This is a genomic window from Johannesbaptistia floridana, from assembly GCF_057440575.1.
Genome location: NZ_JALKVM010000150.1, coordinates 1 through 18,642 on the forward strand (window position 1 = coordinate 1; position 18,642 = coordinate 18,642).

The following is an 18,642-nucleotide window of genomic DNA, read 5'->3' on the forward strand; positions in this document are numbered from 1 at the left end:
ATAAACTATTTAAAGCTGAACTTGGATACATAAAGAGGGATACCTTTGATCGTATCGAAGTGTACCCTAACTGGGCATGTAAGGTTAAGCCAATTATTGAGTCTGTGTCAGTGATACAGAGTACCGAGTAATTGGCAAGGAGTAAAAACACTTTACATGGCAAAAGATATACCGCTGACTTTTTTCTGTCTTATTTTGCTGTTTGAGTAAATTTGAGTAGATTTTTAGAAGCGGTAATTATCATCATTAGGACTAAATAATCTAACTACAGCATAGCCAAGATCTTGAAAAGTTTCTTGTAGATAATTAAACAGTTTCATGGCTTATTTCCTCCGCAGCGATCGCTCTCATAGTAAAGTTTGAAAATTTATCTATGCTTTTATTATATACTCAAGAAAAATAAAGAATATCTAATGTTTATATTTATTTACTTTTTAGCAAGTAAAATAGGTATTTATTACAAGAACATACTAGATTAGATGTAGAAAAAGAGGCTGATCCCAAACAGTAATCGCCTCTTTCGTGTTTTTAATTCAATTAAAAAAGTTTAGGGGACAACTAATTTAACTAAATTATTTTCAGGTAAATAGCTATGAAATTGACCAGAGTTAGCTAAAACTAGGAGCAATTCTAATTGATAGTCAGGTTGAACATGAATATCTTCCCAAGGAACTGCCAATTCCAAACATTCATCAACAGCATAACTACTATTAGTGTGGAGAGATTGCCAAGAATAATTATCTCCTGCTTTTTCTAGCCAAATAGATTGAGTAGGGATATCAATACCGAGATGATGATGATAGAGATAATTAACGGGAGCTTGATTAGGAACACCACCTAGGGGAATAGAACTATTAATTTGAGTTAATCCAGGATAGTACCAAAATAAATGTAGTTGTGTGGGCAAATCTTCTCCCCACTTGCTGCCTCGTTTAGAATCGATACGAAAATAGAAGTGAGAATGGTCCCAGCCGTAGAAAATTTGCTGAATAGCGCTACTTTGGTGCATGGTACCTCTAGCGCCGCCGATTTCCAAGCGTCCAGCTTTATCCCAATCTTGGGTGTCTCCTTGGCCATTAATTACAGGCTGAATAAAACTTTGAGGAGTAGTTTTGTGCTTTTCACGATGAACTTCTAGAGGTTGATACAAATAGGCAGGAATTTTTTCATTGAGGGAACGATAAATACTGGCTAAATGTTCGCGGAATAATTTGTCGAAGATGGCATCTTGATTAGAAGAATGTCCTTCACCGAACCACCAAAACCAATCAGAACCTTCAGCGGCGTCTAAGGCTTCCCAAACTTCAGGGTTATTCTCCGGTGTAGCTTCGGGATGTTTAGCGAGTACTTCTCTTGCCTCTGTGAGAAAATCCCAAGCTTTGTTTTTAATAGGATCGCCAATCCAAGTTGTGAAACTACCATCTACCCAAGAACCGCTATGTAATTCATTGGTAGAAATCAGCGCTGAGGGGGGGAACTTATGTAAAAATTCAGAAACCGTGACTAGTTTAATATCATTTTGTTGACTTAATTGTTCATAAAGACTACTTAAAAAAGGTAAGCCATCTTCAGGATAATATTCCCAACAATTTTCTCCATCTAAAGCAATGGTAACTAACCAGGGATGTTCTTGTTGATTGTGTTCGTGTAATCTGGTTTTGATGCTTTGTAAGTGTCCAATGAGATTAGATACAGCTGCTTTAGTATCCATGCCGCTGTAGGTAAAACCAACTAAATCAGAAAGGCGATGATCTCGAAAGACTATAGCTAGTTCACCGTAGGAGGTAATCAGGCGATAGGGACGATATAGTAGTTCAGGTTCGTAAACGTTTCCAGATTCGTCGCGATGGAAGAAATGGTCAATAGTCCATCCTAATACTGCTTCATCGGAGCAAATCCAGTGGAAACCAGCTTTAGCGATATCTGGGAGAATAGCAGGACTAACGGACTGTTCGGAGGGCCATAAACCTCGGGGTGCCACTCCAAATCTCTCTGAGTATATATGTTTAGCTTTTTCTAAATGTCGAGGAATATCTTCTGACCAATGAAAACGTTTTTGGGGAAGAGGGAGATCTGGTATAGCAACTCGTCCAGATTGGGTATCTGCTAAGAGTGGTAAAATCGGATGAGTGTAGGGAGTGGTGGTTATTTCTAGTTGTCCGGCTTCTTGCATTCGCCGATGTTGAGGAATGATACGACTAATTATCTCACGCTGTTTACTAATAATGCGTTGGCGATCGCTGAGGGTAAAGTTTTTTCCTTGTTTTAGCCAATGATATATTTCTGGGTCATCCCAAAATAGAGGATCAATCCAAGCTAAATTATGCCAAGCTAGAAGATCGCTATAATCTTGTTTTGTCCAGTTCTTTATACACCAATCTGGCCCTTTTTCCTGTTTTTGGCTGTACAATTGAGCATAGCGAGGATGAGGATCGATGAGAGTGTGGTGATTGGCATCGAAGAAGTGTTCTATGATATATTGTTTTTGACTAGTAGTTAACTGGTCAACTGGTGTGAGAGTAAGTTCTAAATAGGGATCTAGAGCTGTTCCGGCTACATAATCTTCTAACTGCAAAATCAAAGAAGGTACTAAATTGATTGTCTGGTGCAGCTTAGGATATCTTTCTAGGAGTAATGCTAAATCCAAATAATCTTTAGTGCCGTGTAATCTAACCCAGGGTAAGAGGTATTTATCTCCTTCCCCAAGACTATTGCGAGATTTATATAAAGGTTGATGTTGATGCCAAATAAATGCTACATAGAGTGGATGAGTCATAAATACTGTTGATTTTAGCAGTTTACTATCTATTAATTTAACTTAACCGAACTTAGTACTGTTGCCAAAATCGGCGATCGCTTGTTGAACATTTTGCTGAATTCCTTTTTGTCTTGTGGAGCGAGATTACCTGTATATCTGAACTTCCTGGTTGACAAAAAGCGACAGTTTAATAATGATCGCATTCCCTAAAGCGATCGCATTCTCAAACAATGATCGCCCGCCTAAAAAGCAGGGCTGTTTCGTTCTTGACAAAGAAAATGGTGAGGAGAAGCACCGGAGCACGGGAGCTTCTGAGCAGGGAGAGGGGATTTTTTACTAATAATAAATCCCCTTTTTTCTAATGATAGCTAAAAAGAGCGTAAACTTTTGTTGTGTCTAGCTTTTAGCTTACAACAAAATTTTAGAACAAAACAGCCCTGCGCCTAAAAAGGGAGCGCCTTGAAGATACCCCCCAAAATAATGGGTATAACTTAGTTTAATACTAAAATGCTTTCTATTTCACTATTAAAAAATTCAACTTTCCGCCGCAAAAGTTAGACAAGCCTTAATATCCTCAGAGGTTAATTCTGAAAAATCTTCCAAAATTTCTGCTTCTGTCATTCCTCCGGCTAAATATTCGAGAATGTCATACACTGTTATACGCATTCCCCGAATACAGGGTTTTCCACTTCGCTTTCCAGGTTCAATGGTAATAATATTGCGGTAACTCATAATGGCTTCATTCTTTTTAGTTTTTTGATTATATCTTATTCCCCAAAATCATAGTGAAACCGAACACACAAAATGGTTGGAATAATAGGTTTTATATTGGATTAAACGAAGTGCAACAAATACAAAACAAGCCAAGGTGGTTTTTTATGGTTGATTGTGTTGGGTTTCCTTACGTCAACCCAACCTACAGGCGATCGCACTTTCAAAAAGTGATCGCCTCTTATCGCATTCTTGAAAAAAGTCCCCCAAATCAAGGGATATGAAAAAGAGATCGCATCGCATCGCACCCCACCCCAATTTAAAAATCTTTCCTCATATTGTAGGTTGGGTTAAACGAAGTGCAACCCAACACATAGCATTGAGACATTACCAGAATAATGTTGGGTGTAGTGACCAATGGCCCAACCTACAGGCTACGTACAGGCTACCTTCTTACTCATTACTTCAAAACTTCAAAACTCATTACTCATCATGTTGGGTTATCTCCCTGCCCAACCTACAGGCTACGTACAGGCTACCTTCTTACTCATTACTTCAAAACTCGTTACTCATTACTCATGTTTGTTGGGTGTAGTGACCAAGGGCCCAACCTACGAAGGCGCACTGCGAACGCGGATGTCTGCGACATCGCCCTCCCAAACAAGCGTTCGCCTTTTATCCATTAAACAATTCGCACTTCTACTTTTTTTCCTAAAGTTAATAAAACTCGTTCTATGGTTGATAATTTTGTACTATGACGAGGATCTAGAATCCGTCTTATTTCTTTTTCATCTAAATTGAGTTTATGGGCTAATTGAGTTTTATTGATATTAGTTTCTCGAAATGCTAAATACAATAAGGCTTTAAATACCATTGTTAAAGGAAGTTCAACTAAATATTCTGCTTCTAGAGGAGATGATGGATTCGGTATATCTAAGTTATCATCAATTCGGGCGGCGATCGCTTCAGATAAACAATCTACTGCTTCTGTGAGACATTCGGAAATAGAATCACCTTGTGTAATAGCTTCTGGTAAATCTCGAAAGGTGACTACATACCCTCCATCTTCATTATCTGGTGTTAGTTGAATTGTCAAAGCAAAATTTGTCATCTGTATTTACACCCCCTTTAAATCATCTTGACTGAGATCTTGCATCTTTACCCAAAGTTACTGGTGGGGGTTGAGTTTTGAAGTAATAAGTCTTGAAGTTTTGGAGTTTTGAAGTAATAAGTCTTGAAGTTTTGGAGTTTTGAAGTAATAAGTTTTGAGTTTAATAAACTCATTTCCTCTCATCTGTTTATTTTCGGACATTATATTATTGTCCGATTGTCAATTTAAAAACCCAATCGCCAACCTACAGGCGATCGCCCTAGCGTTAACCCAACCTACAGGCGATCGCCCTAGGGTTTTTAGAAATTAAATCAAAACTCGGTATCCTTTGTATATCAAGACTTTCAGTCATTTTGACTTTTAAACCCAAAATCTACTCCAAGCACTAAAAGCTGCAAAATTTAAAATTTAATTGTCTATTAATGGTAATAATAGGGTGACTAAGCCCTGTATAAGGCTAAGAAGTACTGAGGATTCGGCAAGGTTTTAGAAAAATTACTAATTGCCTTTCCTTCTCTTTGGTATAAATTACTTTCTATCTGATGAACTAAAACATTTCTACTCCAATTATGAGTAACCGTACTATTAACATAAAATAAGGCTTCATCAATATTTTTACATTTTGAAATAATCGCAATATTATGCCCCCAAGGAACATTAAATATTTGATTAATTGGATTATTTTCAATTTGGGCAACAGGCTGTTGCCCAATTAAATTATACTTAAAATAAAAGCTATACCATTGTCTAATATATTTTAAATTACGGACAGAAAAACCCTTCATTTCTGTAAATTCCGACATCAAATCTTTGCTCAAAGTTTTAAGAAAGCCATCTCCCCAATTACTATTTTTTTGTTTTTCAACAATATCTGCTCCTAATTCCCAATAAAACAATAATAACTCTCTATTTACCGCTACTGCTGCTTTTAATTGAACCTGCCTTATTTTCGCTTTGACAGTAGCTAACCAATTATTGTAATTATCAGGATTTATAGCACTTGGCTTACTCATAAATTAACTCGGTAGATAAAGATGCTTTGGTCTGAGGTAAGGTTAGGGGCCACGTACATTTTGCGATCGCGAATCATAATGTCACCATAGCTTCCGAATGACTTGATATTCTTGTTTTCGTGTTGATAGTCTTTGTCAGCATTTAAGAAATCGCCATGACAAACTACTAAATCTAGTGCCGGATATCTATTTCCATCTGGTTTCTTGGGGTAGCGTCCAAAAACATAGTAAATAGTGCGACCGTTGTAATAGCCGGAGGGAATTTGACTATTACAGTCATAGTTTATCCATCTGCCTGGATATGAAAGTCCCTTTACTTCTATGCCTTCGGTTTTATTGACAAAACGAAAATCACCGATAACTATTTCTACCTCCTTGTTCAAAAAGATGCTCTGTATTACTAATTTGGTCGCGAACCCAGTTTTGAAAGTGAAACTCTTTGTCTTTCTGGCTTTCGCGTTTAATCAGTAAGTTGTTTGAAACTGCGTATGAGCAAGCTTTAAAAACGTCAAAGACGGTGGTCATAGAAGAAAGTAGCTTTAAATATATACATTGTACTTTAAATAATTCAGTACCTCAAACTAAATGAAATTATACCCTATAGATTTGTTACCGTGAATTCATTTAGTTATCTTGTTCTAAACTTTTGGCCACAGAATCTTCTGGAGGCATAATCATGCTTTGAGGACAAGTTTTATTGGCAAAATCACAACTATAGACAGTAGGTTTTTGCCAACTTAGAGGTATTTCTAACAAATCTCTAGCACCAGTAGCTCCCTGTCCAATAAACAGCAGTAAAGCTAGACAATTTAAGATAATATGAACATAGCGCCAACGCTGAGAACGATCTTTATAAATTTCTTCTACAATTGCTAGAGAAAATACCATCAATAGAGCCACAGTTACCCCATAGTAGTAGTGAGAAATATACCATTCGTTGGTACGTCTAAACACTCCATCTTGACATCCTAAAATGACGATACCCATACCAGTAAGAGTGGCAAAAACGGCTCGCCATAGTTTCTGTTTAGCTTGGTAAAGTAAAACTAAACTAGCAAAAGTAAAAATAAAAACTAAAGCAATAAATATAACCTGAAACAGGTTTTCATTCCAGAGTTGGTTTTTTATAATATTGTCCCCAATAGGATAGGCTAAGCCTATTAAGGAGACAATAACTACACTACCTGTTAACCAACGCCCTATTTGTACGTGTTCCCTTCCGACTACAGCCGGAATTTTACTTTTATTCCCTTCTTTAACTTGTAATCGTCTTTGACGAGTTTGCCAAGCAAAGAGACTGACTATGCCGATGATCGGAAAAACAAAAGCTACAGCCAATACAGGATGTATTAAAGCGATAATATCAGTAGTATTCATGCTATTGATGTCAATTTATTTAACTCATTAGTTATTTATGATATCAAAAGTAAGCTTAAGCCTTTCTGAGTAGAAGTTAAAAAAACTATGAGAATTAAAATAAAAATTCTCCCTACCATCAAAAAAGATAGTAGAGAGAATTTAACTAATAGAGTGAAAGATGGGAATTAGTAGCGGTTGCTATTGGGTTTGTGAACAATGAAGCTAACGGTTTGACATTGTTTAATGTTGTCGAAACCAATAACACGAATATAGTAGTTAGGGTACTCAGAACGGCATTCGCGTACTTCAGATAGAACGTCTTGAGAAGTACGAGCTTCAAAAAGAGGTAATTTCCAAAGAGTCCAATGGTGATCGCTAGGTTGAGGATTTTCTTCAAACTCAATAGCAGGAATATAACCTTGGTCAATCATATACTCAATTTGACGAGTAATTTGCTGATCAGTTAAAGGAGGTAAATAAGACAGAGTTTCGTAACGTCGTTCTTTAGGTAATGTTTTCATTGGCTTTATCTTCTTTGAATGAGTTGAAAAAAAAGTTAATCGAGAGGTTCTTGAGAAGAATCTGTTTCTGAAGAGTTAGATGGTTGGAACTGAGTAAGACGCTCTAAAAGCTGGCGACGATTGCTAAGATCTGATTGATTTAAGTTGTGACGTACCATTTCTGGGATTAAATCTAGAACCTGTTCGGCAAGATGTTGTCTTACTTCCATGATACGCATAACTAGATCCTTATGCTCTAACATCAGTCCTTCTAAATAGGCTTCTCCGTCTTGGATGCGGTTACCTGAAGAATAATCAGTTAACCAAATTGCCATATTAGGGTTAGTTTCTGACAATTGAGCAATAATCGTCTTGACTGCTTGGTAAGTTAAATAACTTTGTATAACTTTAGCGGTTTCTTCTGCAACTTTTTTGGGATACATTGAACTCCTAAACTGTCCCAACCGGGAATACTAGTGAATATAGTTGTTAGTCTTATTTTTGTTTAAACTTTATTTTTAAACTAACAACCAATTCAAAATTAGAGTGTATCTACTGCTTCAAATTCAAATTTAATTTCTTTCCAAAGTTCGCAAGCCACTTTAAGTTCAGGTGACCAGCGAGCTGCTTCACGAATTACATCGTTACCTTCACGAGCTAGGTTACGACCTTCGTTACGAGCTTGAATACAAGCTTCTAGGGCAACACGGTTAGCAGTTGCACCAGGAGCATTACCCCAAGGGTGACCTAAGGTTCCACCACCAAATTGTAAGCAGGAATCATCACCGAAGATTTCTACTAGAGCTGGCATGTGCCATACGTGAATACCACCAGAAGCTACAGGCATCACTCCAGCCATGGAAGCCCAATCTTGAGTGAAGAAAATACCACGGGAGCGATCTTCTTCAACGAAGTCTTCACGCATTAGGTCAACAAAACCCATAGTGATTCCTCGTTCTCCTTCTAGTTTACCTACAACTGTACCGGAGTGAAGGTGGTCACCACCAGACATACGTAGACATTTAGCTAAAACACGGAAGTGAATACCATGATTTTTCTGACGGTCAATTACTGCGTGCATAGCGCGGTGAATGTGCATTAAGATACCATTACGACGGCACCATTTAGCTAAGGTAGTGTTAGCTGTAAATCCACCAGTTAGATAGTCGTGCATCAAAATAGGCATTTTTAGTTCTTTAACGAACTCTGCTCTTTCTAGCATTTCTTCACAAGTGGGTGCAGTTACGTTGAGGTAGTGTCCCTTGATTTCGTTGGTTTCTGCTTGAGCTTTGTGTACTGCGTCAGCTACAAACAAAAAGCGATCGCGCCAACGCATAAAGGGTTGAGAGTTGATATTTTCGTCATCTTTGGTGAAGTCTAGACCACCGCGTAAACACTCATATACGGCACGTCCATAGTTTTTCGCTGAAAGTCCTAATTTTGGTTTGATTGTGCAACCTAGTAGGGGACGACCATATTTATTTAATAAATCTCTTTCTACTGTGATTCCGTGGGGTGGTCCTTGGAAGGTTTTCATATACGCTACTGGTATACGTAAATCTTCCAAACGAAGAGCTTTGAGTGCTTTGAAGCCAAACACGTTCCCTACGATAGAAGTCAGCATATTTGTTACTGAACCTTCTTCAAACAAATCTAGAGGATAAGCAATAAAGCAGAAGAATTGATTATCTTCTCCTGGTATGCGCTCTATATCATAACAACGACCTTTATAGCGATCTAGGTCTGTTAAGTTATCTGTCCATACTGTTGTCCAAGTACCTGTAGAAGATTCTGCGGCTACTGCTGCTCCTGCTTCTTCTGGAGGAACACCCGGTTGAGCAGTTACCCGAAAAGCTGCAAGAATATCTGTGTCTTTGGGAGTATAGTCGGGTGTGTAATAAGTTAATCTATAGTCTTTTACCCCAGCTTGGAAGCCAGAGCCTGATTTTGCTTGCACCATTTGGTTTATTCCTCCATTTATCAAAAAGCTTTTTGCTTTTGTTTTTTGAGCATATTTTGAAGAAGCTTTTTTTATTTTTGCTTCTCTTGTTACCGTTTACAGTCAATTGACTAACGGTTTATTTATTTCGTGTCTTATCCTAACATGAATCTTTATTTTATTAACAATTTTTTTTTTATTTTTTAGTTAATTTTTCTTTTGCTTGTCTATCCTGTTTACTAATCAATAATTATTGTACTACATAAACCCCAAAGTAAGATAATTAAGTCATAGTAGTTACAAGAATTTTGCTGAGTTTATAAAATGCAATAAACTACTATCACTTCTAGCAAGAGCCCCAAACTCTTGTATTTTTTTGTTTTAGTTTTAGATTACTTGACAACTCTTTTTTTTTGATAAAACTTTACATTTATACAAGTGAGTGCTCACTTATTTAAATTATTTCAAAACTTATTATTGTCAGAGAAACATGGGATTTTAGTAACAGAAAAATCAAAAATAACTCAGATAGTTTGTCAAAAACAAAAAAAGGGGAGTAAATTATTATTTTTGTTCTTGATTATTACGCAAAGATTTATTTCCTGGAAAAAGAGTAAACAAGAGTTGATTAATATACATTTCACCTATAACTGGGGAATTTTTATGATTTGATGGGTCTTGTAAACTATCTTCAGAGGAATTCTGAGAATCCGCCTCAGGGTGAGGACTATCGGAACCATTTGCGGAATTGTTAGAGATTTCAGTAGAATTAGAGTTATAAGAGTAAGTAGAAGAAGTTTCGGGTTGACTCGATGAGTTAGCAGAGTAAGTAGAAGAAGTTTCGGGTTGACTCGATGAGTTAGCAGAGTGAGTAGAAGAAGTTTCTGGTGGACTCGATGAGTTAGCAGAGTGAGTAGTTTGAGTTTCTGGTGGACTCGATGAGTTAGCAGAAACTTCCGTAGACTTAGAATTATGAGAGTGAGTAGAAGAAGCTAGGTCCTGGGAATACTCATCTACTTGACGAGAGCGATCGCCTAGTAAGGAACCAGGGAGAATAACTTCCATAGATTTAACCGAGTAATTAATAATACTGCTTGCCGTGCCTATACAAGCATTAGCCCCAATAGTACAATTACCGATAATTAAAACTCCTGCGCCGATAATTGCGCCTGGTCCTATTTCCACAGTTCCTTGAAAGGCATTAATTACAGTGCCCATTCCTAAACAAGCACCTGCTTTAATCACAATTTTGCTTTCTCTAGTAGCTTGAAGAATCACACCTGAGGCAATAATTGCTTGAGAATCTACTTCGACATCACCATTAATATATACATCGAGATTGTTAACTGGTTGCACTGAAGGCAAATACATGGGTTTGATCATTTTTAGTTAATCAATCCCCAACTTGGGCTTTGTTAAAAAGGGATAAGTTGAGGTAATTGAATCGATTAAAGAGAAAAGAAAGCGGAAATAAGACAAAAAATCTCAATACTTCCGCATTTTATAGCTATGGGCGTTGAATAATCGTTTCCATAACACGACGTTTTTGTTCAGTATCAATACCGATTAGGCGAACATACTCTCCATGATGTTCTTCTAAACAACTATTCAAAGCTGAAATCACTTCTGAGGGTTGTTTAGATTCAATTGGAGCACAGCTTTGCCAAGATTTTGTTTTAAAGCGGCGTTTACTGGCGTGTTCTGTGCCTATTTGATAGCCTTGAGCGAGTAATCCTTGTACTTGATCAATCACTTCTCTATCTAATTTACTATTGTTAGTAGAGGGGGTTGACCCATTGCCATTGGTATTGCTATAGTTGCTACTCTGTTTACTTGAGTAGGAGGGAGCTGAATGTTGGGAAGTGCCGTTACTTTCAGGACGTTGAATAATTGTTTGCAGCACGCGGCGTTTATGTTTATCATCAATTCCTAGAAGTCGTACATATTCCCCTTGGTGTTCGGCTAAACAAGCTGATAAAGCGCTAAGTACCTCTGATTCTCTTTGGCTATCGATGGGGGCGCAGCTTTGCCAAGATTTTGTTTTAAAGCGACGTTTGTCGGCGTGTTCTGTGCCTATTTTATAGCCTTGAGCGAGTAAGCTGCGTACTTGTTCAATCACTTCGCTATCTAGGGTTTTATTGATCAGATAGTTGTCAGTGGTTCTGGTAGACTTTTGTTGATAATTGCCATTGCCTGTGGAATTACTGCTAAGTTTGGGTTGAGAATCATCAGGGCGTTGAACAATTACTTCCATAAGGCGGCTTTTTGCCTGGGGGTCGATGCCGATTAGGCGCACGTATTCTCCCTGGTGTTGTGGGAGACTCGCGTTTATTTCCTGAAGTACTGCATCTGGTTGAGTACTAGTAAAAATACCTCCTGTTAGCCAAGATTTAGTTTTAAAGCGACGCTGATCTGCGTGTTCTAGACCTATTTGATAACCTTGTTGTACTAAAGACCGTATTTGTGAACTGATGTCGTTGTCTACGGTGTTTGAGTTATGGTTATTGTAGCTGGAGTTAGTTTTACTAGAATTTACTGGTGAGTAGTGGCTATTATACGAGTGATAGGAAGTAGCAATTGGTTCGTCTTCGGGACGTTGCATAATTAATTCTAAAACTCGGCGTTTTTGTTGGGGGTCAATACCAATTAAGCGTACATATTCTCCCGGGTGCTCACTGAGTAATGTTTCTAATTCTGCCATTACTTGTGTTTCCCTTTGTCCAGTAATTGTAGGACCACTTAACCAGGATTTAGTTTTAAAGCGGCGTTTGTCTGCGTATTCTGTTCCGATTTTATATCCTTGAGCTAACAAGTTACGTACATGCTCTTGGATGTTTCCATTTAAACTCATAGCTGGTGCAGTATGATTATTTCCGTTATTATTTTCTGTGTCAATTTTGTTTTTAATTTGTTCTTGTATGGGAAGAATACAAGACTGATTTTTGGCGCATTGATAACCTTGTCTTAGGGCAATATTAATTTCTACTACGTGCCGGGCAAAGTCGCGATCGCTGTCTAGCACATTTGGTAGACGGTCTGCTTGTTGCTGATTGGTAATTACTGCTCCTGACGGTACATATTTTCCCGCTGGTATCTCTACATCTTGAATTAAAGCGTGCATCATCACTATACACCCTTCCCCCAACTTAGCGTTGAACACTGTTGAGCGAAAACCGATGAAACAGTTATCACCGATATAAGCAGGACCGTGAATCAAACTCATGTGGGTTATACAGTTTTGTTTTCCTATCCACACTGAGTATTCTTTGTTATTATCCCCTGTTACTCTTCCTTTTTCTAGTCCATGGATTACTACTCCATCTTGAATATTGGTGGAGTCGCCTATATAAAATGGACTTCCTTCGTCTGCTCTAATTGAAGTCCCTGGAGATATCAATACATCTGGTCCTATGTATACGTCTCCTATTAAATAAGAGAACGAATTTACATAGGCTGTTTCGTCTATCCGAGGTTCTGCAAGATCTTTTGACCAAGGAGTTGGCGGCGCCGCCGTTTTGCGGACTACCATAGATATTATCCTCCTAATTTTTGGCTAACTTGTTTGCTGTCTAACTTTTTTGCTTTATATTCGGTATTCTTGCTGTCTTTTGCTATAAAGCGGTCTATTTCCTACGGTTACTCTATCAATAATTCCCACTATCATTGCATCTACAGATCTGTTTTGGTGACCACTTTCTTTACGAGCTGCACTTCCTCTAGTTACTAATACCCATTCACTTTCTCCTGCCCCAACTACGTCAGAGGCTACTTCATAATTAGCTGTCAGTTCGCCTTGGGCGTCTACATACTGTATGAGTAATAATTTACTGTGCCCTAGGGTTGGGGCTTTGACTGTACTTGTAACTGTGCCGAGGACTTTGGCGATTTGCATGGGTTTATCTTTAGTTAATCCCTAGTATTTTTTATGGTCTTCTCAGAGGTCTGGGATTAACTGTTTCTCTGAATTGCTCCACTTCTTCAGTGTAACGTATTGGCAAGACATATTCTAGGTTTTCATGAGGACGAGCTATAATATGGTGCGATAATACTTGACCACCATTTACTTTTCTCACGCTGTCTATTCCTGCCGCTACTGAAGCTTGTACTTCTGATACGTCTCCTCTTACAATTACGGTCACTCTTCCTGTCCCAATTTTTTCATAGCCTACTAGAGTTACTCTGGCTGCTTTGACCATAGAATCTGCTGCTTCTACTACTGCTGGAAATCCCAGGGTTTCAATCATTCCTACTGCGATTGACATATACTTTTTCTCCTACTATTTATGGTTGTAATAGTCAATGTACTCAATCAGGACATTTGACTATCTTCTTTCTCTCTTGGTGATTTTTTAGACCACAGCTCTTGGGGTAGATACTATTTCTTGTTAATAGGTTCGGAACTGTTCTACTTCTTCGGTGTAACGAATTGGCAGAACATATTCCAGGTTTTCATGGGGACGAGCGATGATATGGGTAGATAATACTTCTCCACCGTTTACACGGTTCGCCGCTTCTATTCCTGCTCCTACTGACGCTTGTACTTCTGATACGTCTCCTCTTACAATTACCGTTACTCTCCCTGTCCCAATTTTTTCGTAACCTACTAAAGTTACTCGCGCAGCTTTTACCATTGCGTCTGCTGCTTCTACTACTGCTGGAAATCCTAATGTTTCAATCATTCCTACGGCAATTGACATATACTTTTTCTCCTACTATTTATGGTTGTAATAGTCAATGTACTCAATCAGGACATTTGACTATCTTCTTTCTCTCTTGGTGATTTTTTAGACCACAGCTCTTGGGGTAGATACTATTTCTTGTTAATAGGTTCGGAACTGTTCTACTTCTTCGGTGTAACGAATTGGCAGAACATATTCCAGGTTTTCATGGGGACGAGCGATGATATGGGTAGATAATACTTCTCCACCGTTTACACGGTTCGCCGCTTCTATTCCTGCTCCTACTGACGCTTGTACTTCTGATACGTCTCCTCTTACAATTACCGTTACTCTCCCTGTCCCAATTTTTTCGTAACCTACTAAAGTTACTCGCGCAGCTTTTACCATTGCGTCTGCTGCTTCTACTACTGCGGGAAATCCTAATGTTTCAATCATTCCTACGGCGATGGGCATTTTTTTACTTCCTTTTTTTACTTAAAGCACAATTTACTAGTGATTTTTTGGTTCAAACAGTAACTCAGTCTTAATCTCCTCTGAAGGGAGGCTTATTGAGGCTCAAATTCTGTTGTTTTCAGGTTTTTTGCCTGATTAGCCTTAGTTTCTCAATCTTGATTTTTCTTTAACTAGCGAAAGTTAATAAACTATCACCTCTGATGTTACTTACCTAGCTATAAAAACCATAGAGAACTATCTAAAAAAATCATAGAGAACTATGACGCATTTGACAATATAAAATATAATGATATTTTTTAATCTTATAGTTTACGAAATTTAATATATTGGCGATCGCTATCTTAAATCAATCTCTATAGCGTCTAGCGCGGAGAAAAGGCAAGAGGTGAAAAATGTTTTTCTATCCCTCTAGTAGGTTGGATTAAACAAAGTGCAACCCAACACATAATAGTTGGAGACAACCAGGTAGATTGTTGGGTTTCGTTCCTCAACCCAACCTACGACTAGTAGGTTGGGTTAAACAAAGTGCAACCCAACACATAATAGCTGGAGACTACGACTATCCCTCTAGTAGGTTGGGTTAAACAAAGTGCAACCCAACACATAATAGTTGGAGACAACCAGGTAGATTGTTGGGTTTCGTTCCTCAACCCAACCTACGACTAGTAGGTTGGGTTAAACAAAGTGCAACCCAACACATAATAGCTGGAGACAACCAGGTAGATTGTTGGGTGTAGTAACCAAGGGCCCAACCTACGACATCAGCTATAGATTGTAGGGTGCGTTAGGCAGACATAAAACTTCGGAAATTCAAAATAATATAATTAATTGCCGTAACGCACCAAATAGACATTTAGCTAATAAAATAGGCGAATAATTCATTACTTTGGCCCTAATCTTGACCTTCTCCCTTGATATCGCTGCCTCCTGCAATAATTTTTTGTGGACTAACTTTTCATATTTTTTCGACTTTAGTTAATTATTTAGTTAATTAACTTTATACTTAAATAAAATTATAGCCAAATAAGTAAAACCATATTCAGTAAATTTCTTTGCAGATACGATTCTAAAATAGAATGTAGTGTTTAATTGAAATCAGTTTTCTTGTGCTTTATTAAGGAGGTTTTGTTGCTGTGGGGTCATATTTTAATTCCTTCTTGATGAATGTTTCTTACTAAAGCACTCTGATGGTTTTGATAATAAGTTTGACTCATAAATAAACGACTAATTAAAACGTCATATTTTAAGCAAAAATTGGCAATAAGCTGACTGGTTTTAGCGATTTCTTCATCAAGATTAAATTCATAATTTAAGACAATTAAAATATCAATATCAGAGTCTTTATGAGCCGTTTTTTTGGCATAAGAACCAAAAAGAATCACATCAATTAAGCTTTCTCGATAAAGTTCTTTTAGGGAGTTTTTGAGTTGTTGTAAAATTAAAGAGAGTTGTTGGTTATCCATGATTCAGTGAGCAGTGAACAGTGAGCAGTTACTCGTTAATTATACATTATTAAAATTTCGATAAGCTTGTAATACAGGGATCGTGTCAATACTGCTTTGTCAAGTAATTAATTATAGTGAGAAATGGGGATAGGCTCTTCATCATGCTGGGGGGAATATTCTTGAACCTACTACCCAACAACGTTACTTCAGAAATGAAGGTATACTAATAAATAAAATCCTGTCGGATTTGCCTTCACAAATCAGAGAAATGTTATAGCGTTTTTCAGTATACTGAATTACATAGATTAACGGCTTAGGGAATAGGAAATAAAAAACAAGGAATGGGAAGAAACAAAAAATGTACCTCATGAGTAGGGGAATTGCTATAAATATACAAACAAAATAGAGCTTTTAATTCTCAAAATGACTGAAACTAAAACTAAGTCCTTGAAATCCAAACTGTTAAGCTTTTTATCGCAAATACCCCATACAGAAACAGTTCCTCAACGAGAAGCATTAATAACGTTGATTGGGTTTGATTATTTAAGTCCCCAAATCACTTGGGAAGGAAGTAAACTTGTCTTTCTTAATCAATTAATAAAATTGTTATTTTCTCAAGGGCAAACCTCCTTGAAGAATTTCTTGAGAGAACTAGCAGACTCAGAAGATTTGAAGCTATTCGGTTTAGAATATCGTCAAAGACTGACGGACCTTGCTGATGAAGTTGCAGGTTTGACCAAAGATGAGTGGAAAAAACTAGTTCTTAACCTAGATAATAATAGAAAAGTAACTTATACTACTCTGCGTCACAATTTACCTCAACCTGACTACAGTAAATTTATTGGTAGGGAAAAAGAATTCAACAAAATATTAGAGCTACTAAGAAGTAATATTATTAAAAGGCTAAATAAAGATTACTACATCAACTTATTAAAAACAGACAATATACAAAATGATAATAATAATTTTATTACTAATGAAGTTGCAAATACTAATCTTATAGAAGAACAACTTAATAACAAACAAACAATTCATAATTATATTCCTATTCCAGACTTAAATTTATAAAAAAATGTTTAGTAACAATTTATCTTTATCAGAACAAGAAAATAAAACTTTGCAATTGATGCTTAAATATCAAGAGCAAGGAAATTATCGAGATGCGGCTAAATTACAAGATCTTTTACCTACTTCCTCCCCTCAAATTGCTTTAGAAATTGGTCGTAATCGCTTACGTCAAGGATATATTTATCAAGCAATGACGGCTTTTAAGGGAGCTGATTTAAATACTGCTACTCCAGAAGAGCAATTAATTCTGACTCTAGAAAAATTTTCAGGACAAATTTATCAAGGAGAACCTATTTTAGAGGCTCGTAATCAGGGAGAATCAATTCTAGCAGAATTTAAAGACCAAGTTAATGCAGTAGCTTGGGCGGAAGCGAAACGAGTATATATTCGTATTCTCATGCTTGCTGGAGTTTACCGTGAGATTAAACCCGAGCTAGTTAATCAAGAGCGTATTAATTTACCAGGGATAGCAGATACATTAGCCAATGCAGGCTATCTCAAAGAATCTTTAGCGGCACGAATAACCTATGCTGAATATCTACCCAATCTTCAAGAATGTATAGATGAGTTAAAAAAAGTAGCCCAACTAGCTGAAAAGAATCATTATTTTCATGTAGCAGGGGAGATATATGTAAAGTGTGCAGGGAAAATATTAGCTGCGGGGGGAGATTCAAAAGCAGTTGAAAGTAATTTAGACCAAGCGGAAAAATTCTATTCACAAAAACAACATTTACATGGTTTAATTGATATTCAAACTGTTAGAGCCCGTTTAAAGATAATTCAGCAGTTAGCTAGTCCTCAAATTCTAGAGTCTTGCTTAAAAGCCTATCAAGAAATAGATTTACCTAAAAATGCAGTGCGTGTTTTGATGGATCTTTCTCAATTTGCTATAGAAAATGGTAATCTTCTCTTGGCCGCTAACTATCGTCAACAAATGTTTAATCTAGCCAAAGAAATTGGCATAGAATTAATCACTAGTAATTTTCTTTTGACTCAAATAGATTTATTAACTCGCAATGGTAATTATGGAGAGGCGATTGAAATTGCCCAAGCAGCACTAGCTTGTAAACCACCTCATTTTCTCCGTGGTAGTTATCTACAACTTTTAGCTACTGCTTACTCTTTTGTGGGAAATTTAGACGCTGCTATTACAGCGGGTGAAGAAGCATCTAAAATTTTTAATAGCTTGAATGCTCAGGATTCTACCTCTTTAGCAGTACAACAATTAGCAAGCTATTTAGATAGTCAAAAAAATGATGATAGTTGGAATGAAGCTGAAAAACAGCTTAAAGAATGGATAACTAAAGATGAGTTGGCAGGAGAAATTGCCAATGCTTTAACTAAAAGAGAGTTGCTAGTACAAATACTCTTCAACCGTTTTCATTATTCTCAACAATTTGCAGGACAAATTGATTTATTAGATTCTGCGGAAGAAGTTTTGTCAGGATTTAAAGACTTATTACCTAAGATAAATAATTATCGAGAGCGCATGAGAAGATTGGGTGCATTTTGCCAACTTAAGGGGATGATTCTTCAAGGGAAGAATGATGACGAGGGCTAAATACAGTTGAAAAATATTTACTCATTACTGCTAAAACTTGCTCAT

Annotated in this window: 18 protein-coding genes; 2 read left to right on the top strand and 16 right to left on the bottom strand. The window is 37.2% G+C overall.

Annotation, left to right across the window (positions count from 1 at the left end; genetic code table 11):
• Nucleotides 1–547: 547 nt before the first annotated feature.
• From MW688_RS10265 to MW688_RS10340, 16 genes are all read right to left on the bottom strand, one after another.
• Nucleotides 548–2,776, bottom strand: a complete 2,229-nt coding sequence (locus MW688_RS10265) for a glycoside hydrolase (protein ID WP_486735879.1) — start codon at nt 2,774–2,776, stop codon at nt 548–550.
• Nucleotides 2,777–3,292: 516 nt separating this feature from the next.
• Nucleotides 3,293–3,490: a DUF433 domain-containing protein gene (locus MW688_RS10270; protein ID WP_486735880.1), complete on the bottom strand. Its 198-nt coding sequence runs from the start codon at nt 3,488–3,490 to the stop codon at nt 3,293–3,295.
• A 661-nt stretch (nt 3,491–4,151) separates the two neighbouring features.
• On the bottom strand, nt 4,152–4,580 hold the full coding sequence (locus MW688_RS10275; RefSeq protein WP_486735881.1) for a type II toxin-antitoxin system HicB family antitoxin: 429 nt from the start codon (nt 4,578–4,580) through the stop codon (nt 4,152–4,154).
• 440 nt (nt 4,581–5,020) lie between these two features.
• Nucleotides 5,021–5,593 carry a DUF1016 N-terminal domain-containing protein gene (locus tag MW688_RS10280; RefSeq protein ID WP_486735882.1) on the bottom strand — a complete coding sequence of 191 codons (573 nt, stop codon included), beginning with the start codon at nt 5,591–5,593 and terminating at the stop codon, nt 5,021–5,023.
• Complete coding sequence (locus MW688_RS10285) at nt 5,590–5,976, bottom strand: hypothetical protein (RefSeq protein ID WP_486735883.1); 387 nt, start codon at nt 5,974–5,976, stop codon at nt 5,590–5,592. The genes MW688_RS10280 and MW688_RS10285 overlap by 4 nt, the downstream gene beginning before the upstream one ends.
• A gap of 241 nt (nt 5,977–6,217) precedes the next feature.
• Complete coding sequence (locus MW688_RS10290; protein ID WP_486735884.1) at nt 6,218–6,970, bottom strand: DUF4079 domain-containing protein; 753 nt, start codon at nt 6,968–6,970, stop codon at nt 6,218–6,220.
• A gap of 167 nt (nt 6,971–7,137) precedes the next feature.
• A complete protein-coding gene (locus MW688_RS10295) occupies nt 7,138–7,473 on the bottom strand; it encodes a RuBisCO small subunit-like domain-containing protein (RefSeq protein WP_486735885.1) in 336 nt (111 codons plus the stop codon).
• A gap of 35 nt (nt 7,474–7,508) precedes the next feature.
• Complete coding sequence (gene rcbX, locus MW688_RS10300) at nt 7,509–7,895, bottom strand: RuBisCO chaperone RbcX (RefSeq protein ID WP_486735887.1); 387 nt, start codon at nt 7,893–7,895, stop codon at nt 7,509–7,511.
• Nucleotides 7,896–7,993: 98 nt separating this feature from the next.
• Nucleotides 7,994–9,412 carry a form I ribulose bisphosphate carboxylase large subunit gene (locus tag MW688_RS10305; protein WP_486735888.1) on the bottom strand — a complete coding sequence of 473 codons (1,419 nt, stop codon included), beginning with the start codon at nt 9,410–9,412 and terminating at the stop codon, nt 7,994–7,996.
• 543 nt (nt 9,413–9,955) lie between these two features.
• On the bottom strand, nt 9,956–10,774 hold the full coding sequence (gene ccmN / locus MW688_RS10310) for a beta-carboxysome scaffolding protein CcmN (RefSeq protein ID WP_486735889.1): 819 nt from the start codon (nt 10,772–10,774) through the stop codon (nt 9,956–9,958).
• 124 nt (nt 10,775–10,898) lie between these two features.
• The gene (gene ccmM, locus MW688_RS10315) at nt 10,899–12,920 is read right to left on the bottom strand and encodes a beta-carboxysome scaffolding protein CcmM (RefSeq protein WP_486735890.1); all 2,022 of its coding nucleotides are present in this window, start codon (nt 12,918–12,920) and stop codon (nt 10,899–10,901) included.
• A 54-nt stretch (nt 12,921–12,974) separates the two neighbouring features.
• Nucleotides 12,975–13,283, bottom strand: coding sequence for a beta-carboxysome shell vertex protein CcmL (ccmL, locus tag MW688_RS10320; RefSeq protein ID WP_486735891.1), 309 nt, complete (start codon nt 13,281–13,283; stop codon nt 12,975–12,977).
• A 31-nt stretch (nt 13,284–13,314) separates the two neighbouring features.
• Nucleotides 13,315–13,653, bottom strand: a complete 339-nt coding sequence (locus tag MW688_RS10325) for a carbon dioxide-concentrating mechanism protein CcmK (RefSeq protein ID WP_486735892.1) — start codon at nt 13,651–13,653, stop codon at nt 13,315–13,317.
• A gap of 123 nt (nt 13,654–13,776) precedes the next feature.
• Nucleotides 13,777–14,088 (bottom strand): carbon dioxide-concentrating mechanism protein CcmK, encoded by a 312-nt coding sequence (locus MW688_RS10330; protein ID WP_486735893.1) that lies wholly within the window; start codon nt 14,086–14,088, stop codon nt 13,777–13,779.
• Nucleotides 14,089–14,211: 123 nt separating this feature from the next.
• Nucleotides 14,212–14,523 carry a carbon dioxide-concentrating mechanism protein CcmK gene (locus tag MW688_RS10335; protein WP_486735894.1) on the bottom strand — a complete coding sequence of 104 codons (312 nt, stop codon included), beginning with the start codon at nt 14,521–14,523 and terminating at the stop codon, nt 14,212–14,214.
• Nucleotides 14,524–15,662: 1,139 nt separating this feature from the next.
• On the bottom strand, nt 15,663–15,986 hold the full coding sequence (locus MW688_RS10340; protein ID WP_486735895.1) for a nucleotidyltransferase domain-containing protein: 324 nt from the start codon (nt 15,984–15,986) through the stop codon (nt 15,663–15,665).
• Nucleotides 15,987–16,391: 405 nt separating this feature from the next.
• On the opposite strand from MW688_RS10340, the gene MW688_RS10345 reads away from it, so the two are divergent.
• Together MW688_RS10345 and MW688_RS10350 are read left to right on the top strand one after the other, a co-directional pair.
• The gene (locus MW688_RS10345) at nt 16,392–17,036 is read left to right on the top strand and encodes a hypothetical protein (RefSeq protein WP_486735896.1); all 645 of its coding nucleotides are present in this window, start codon (nt 16,392–16,394) and stop codon (nt 17,034–17,036) included.
• Nucleotides 17,037–17,040: 4 nt separating this feature from the next.
• Nucleotides 17,041–18,597, top strand: a complete 1,557-nt coding sequence (locus MW688_RS10350) for a hypothetical protein (RefSeq protein WP_486735897.1) — start codon at nt 17,041–17,043, stop codon at nt 18,595–18,597.
• The last annotated feature ends 45 nt before the right edge of the window (nt 18,598–18,642 follow it).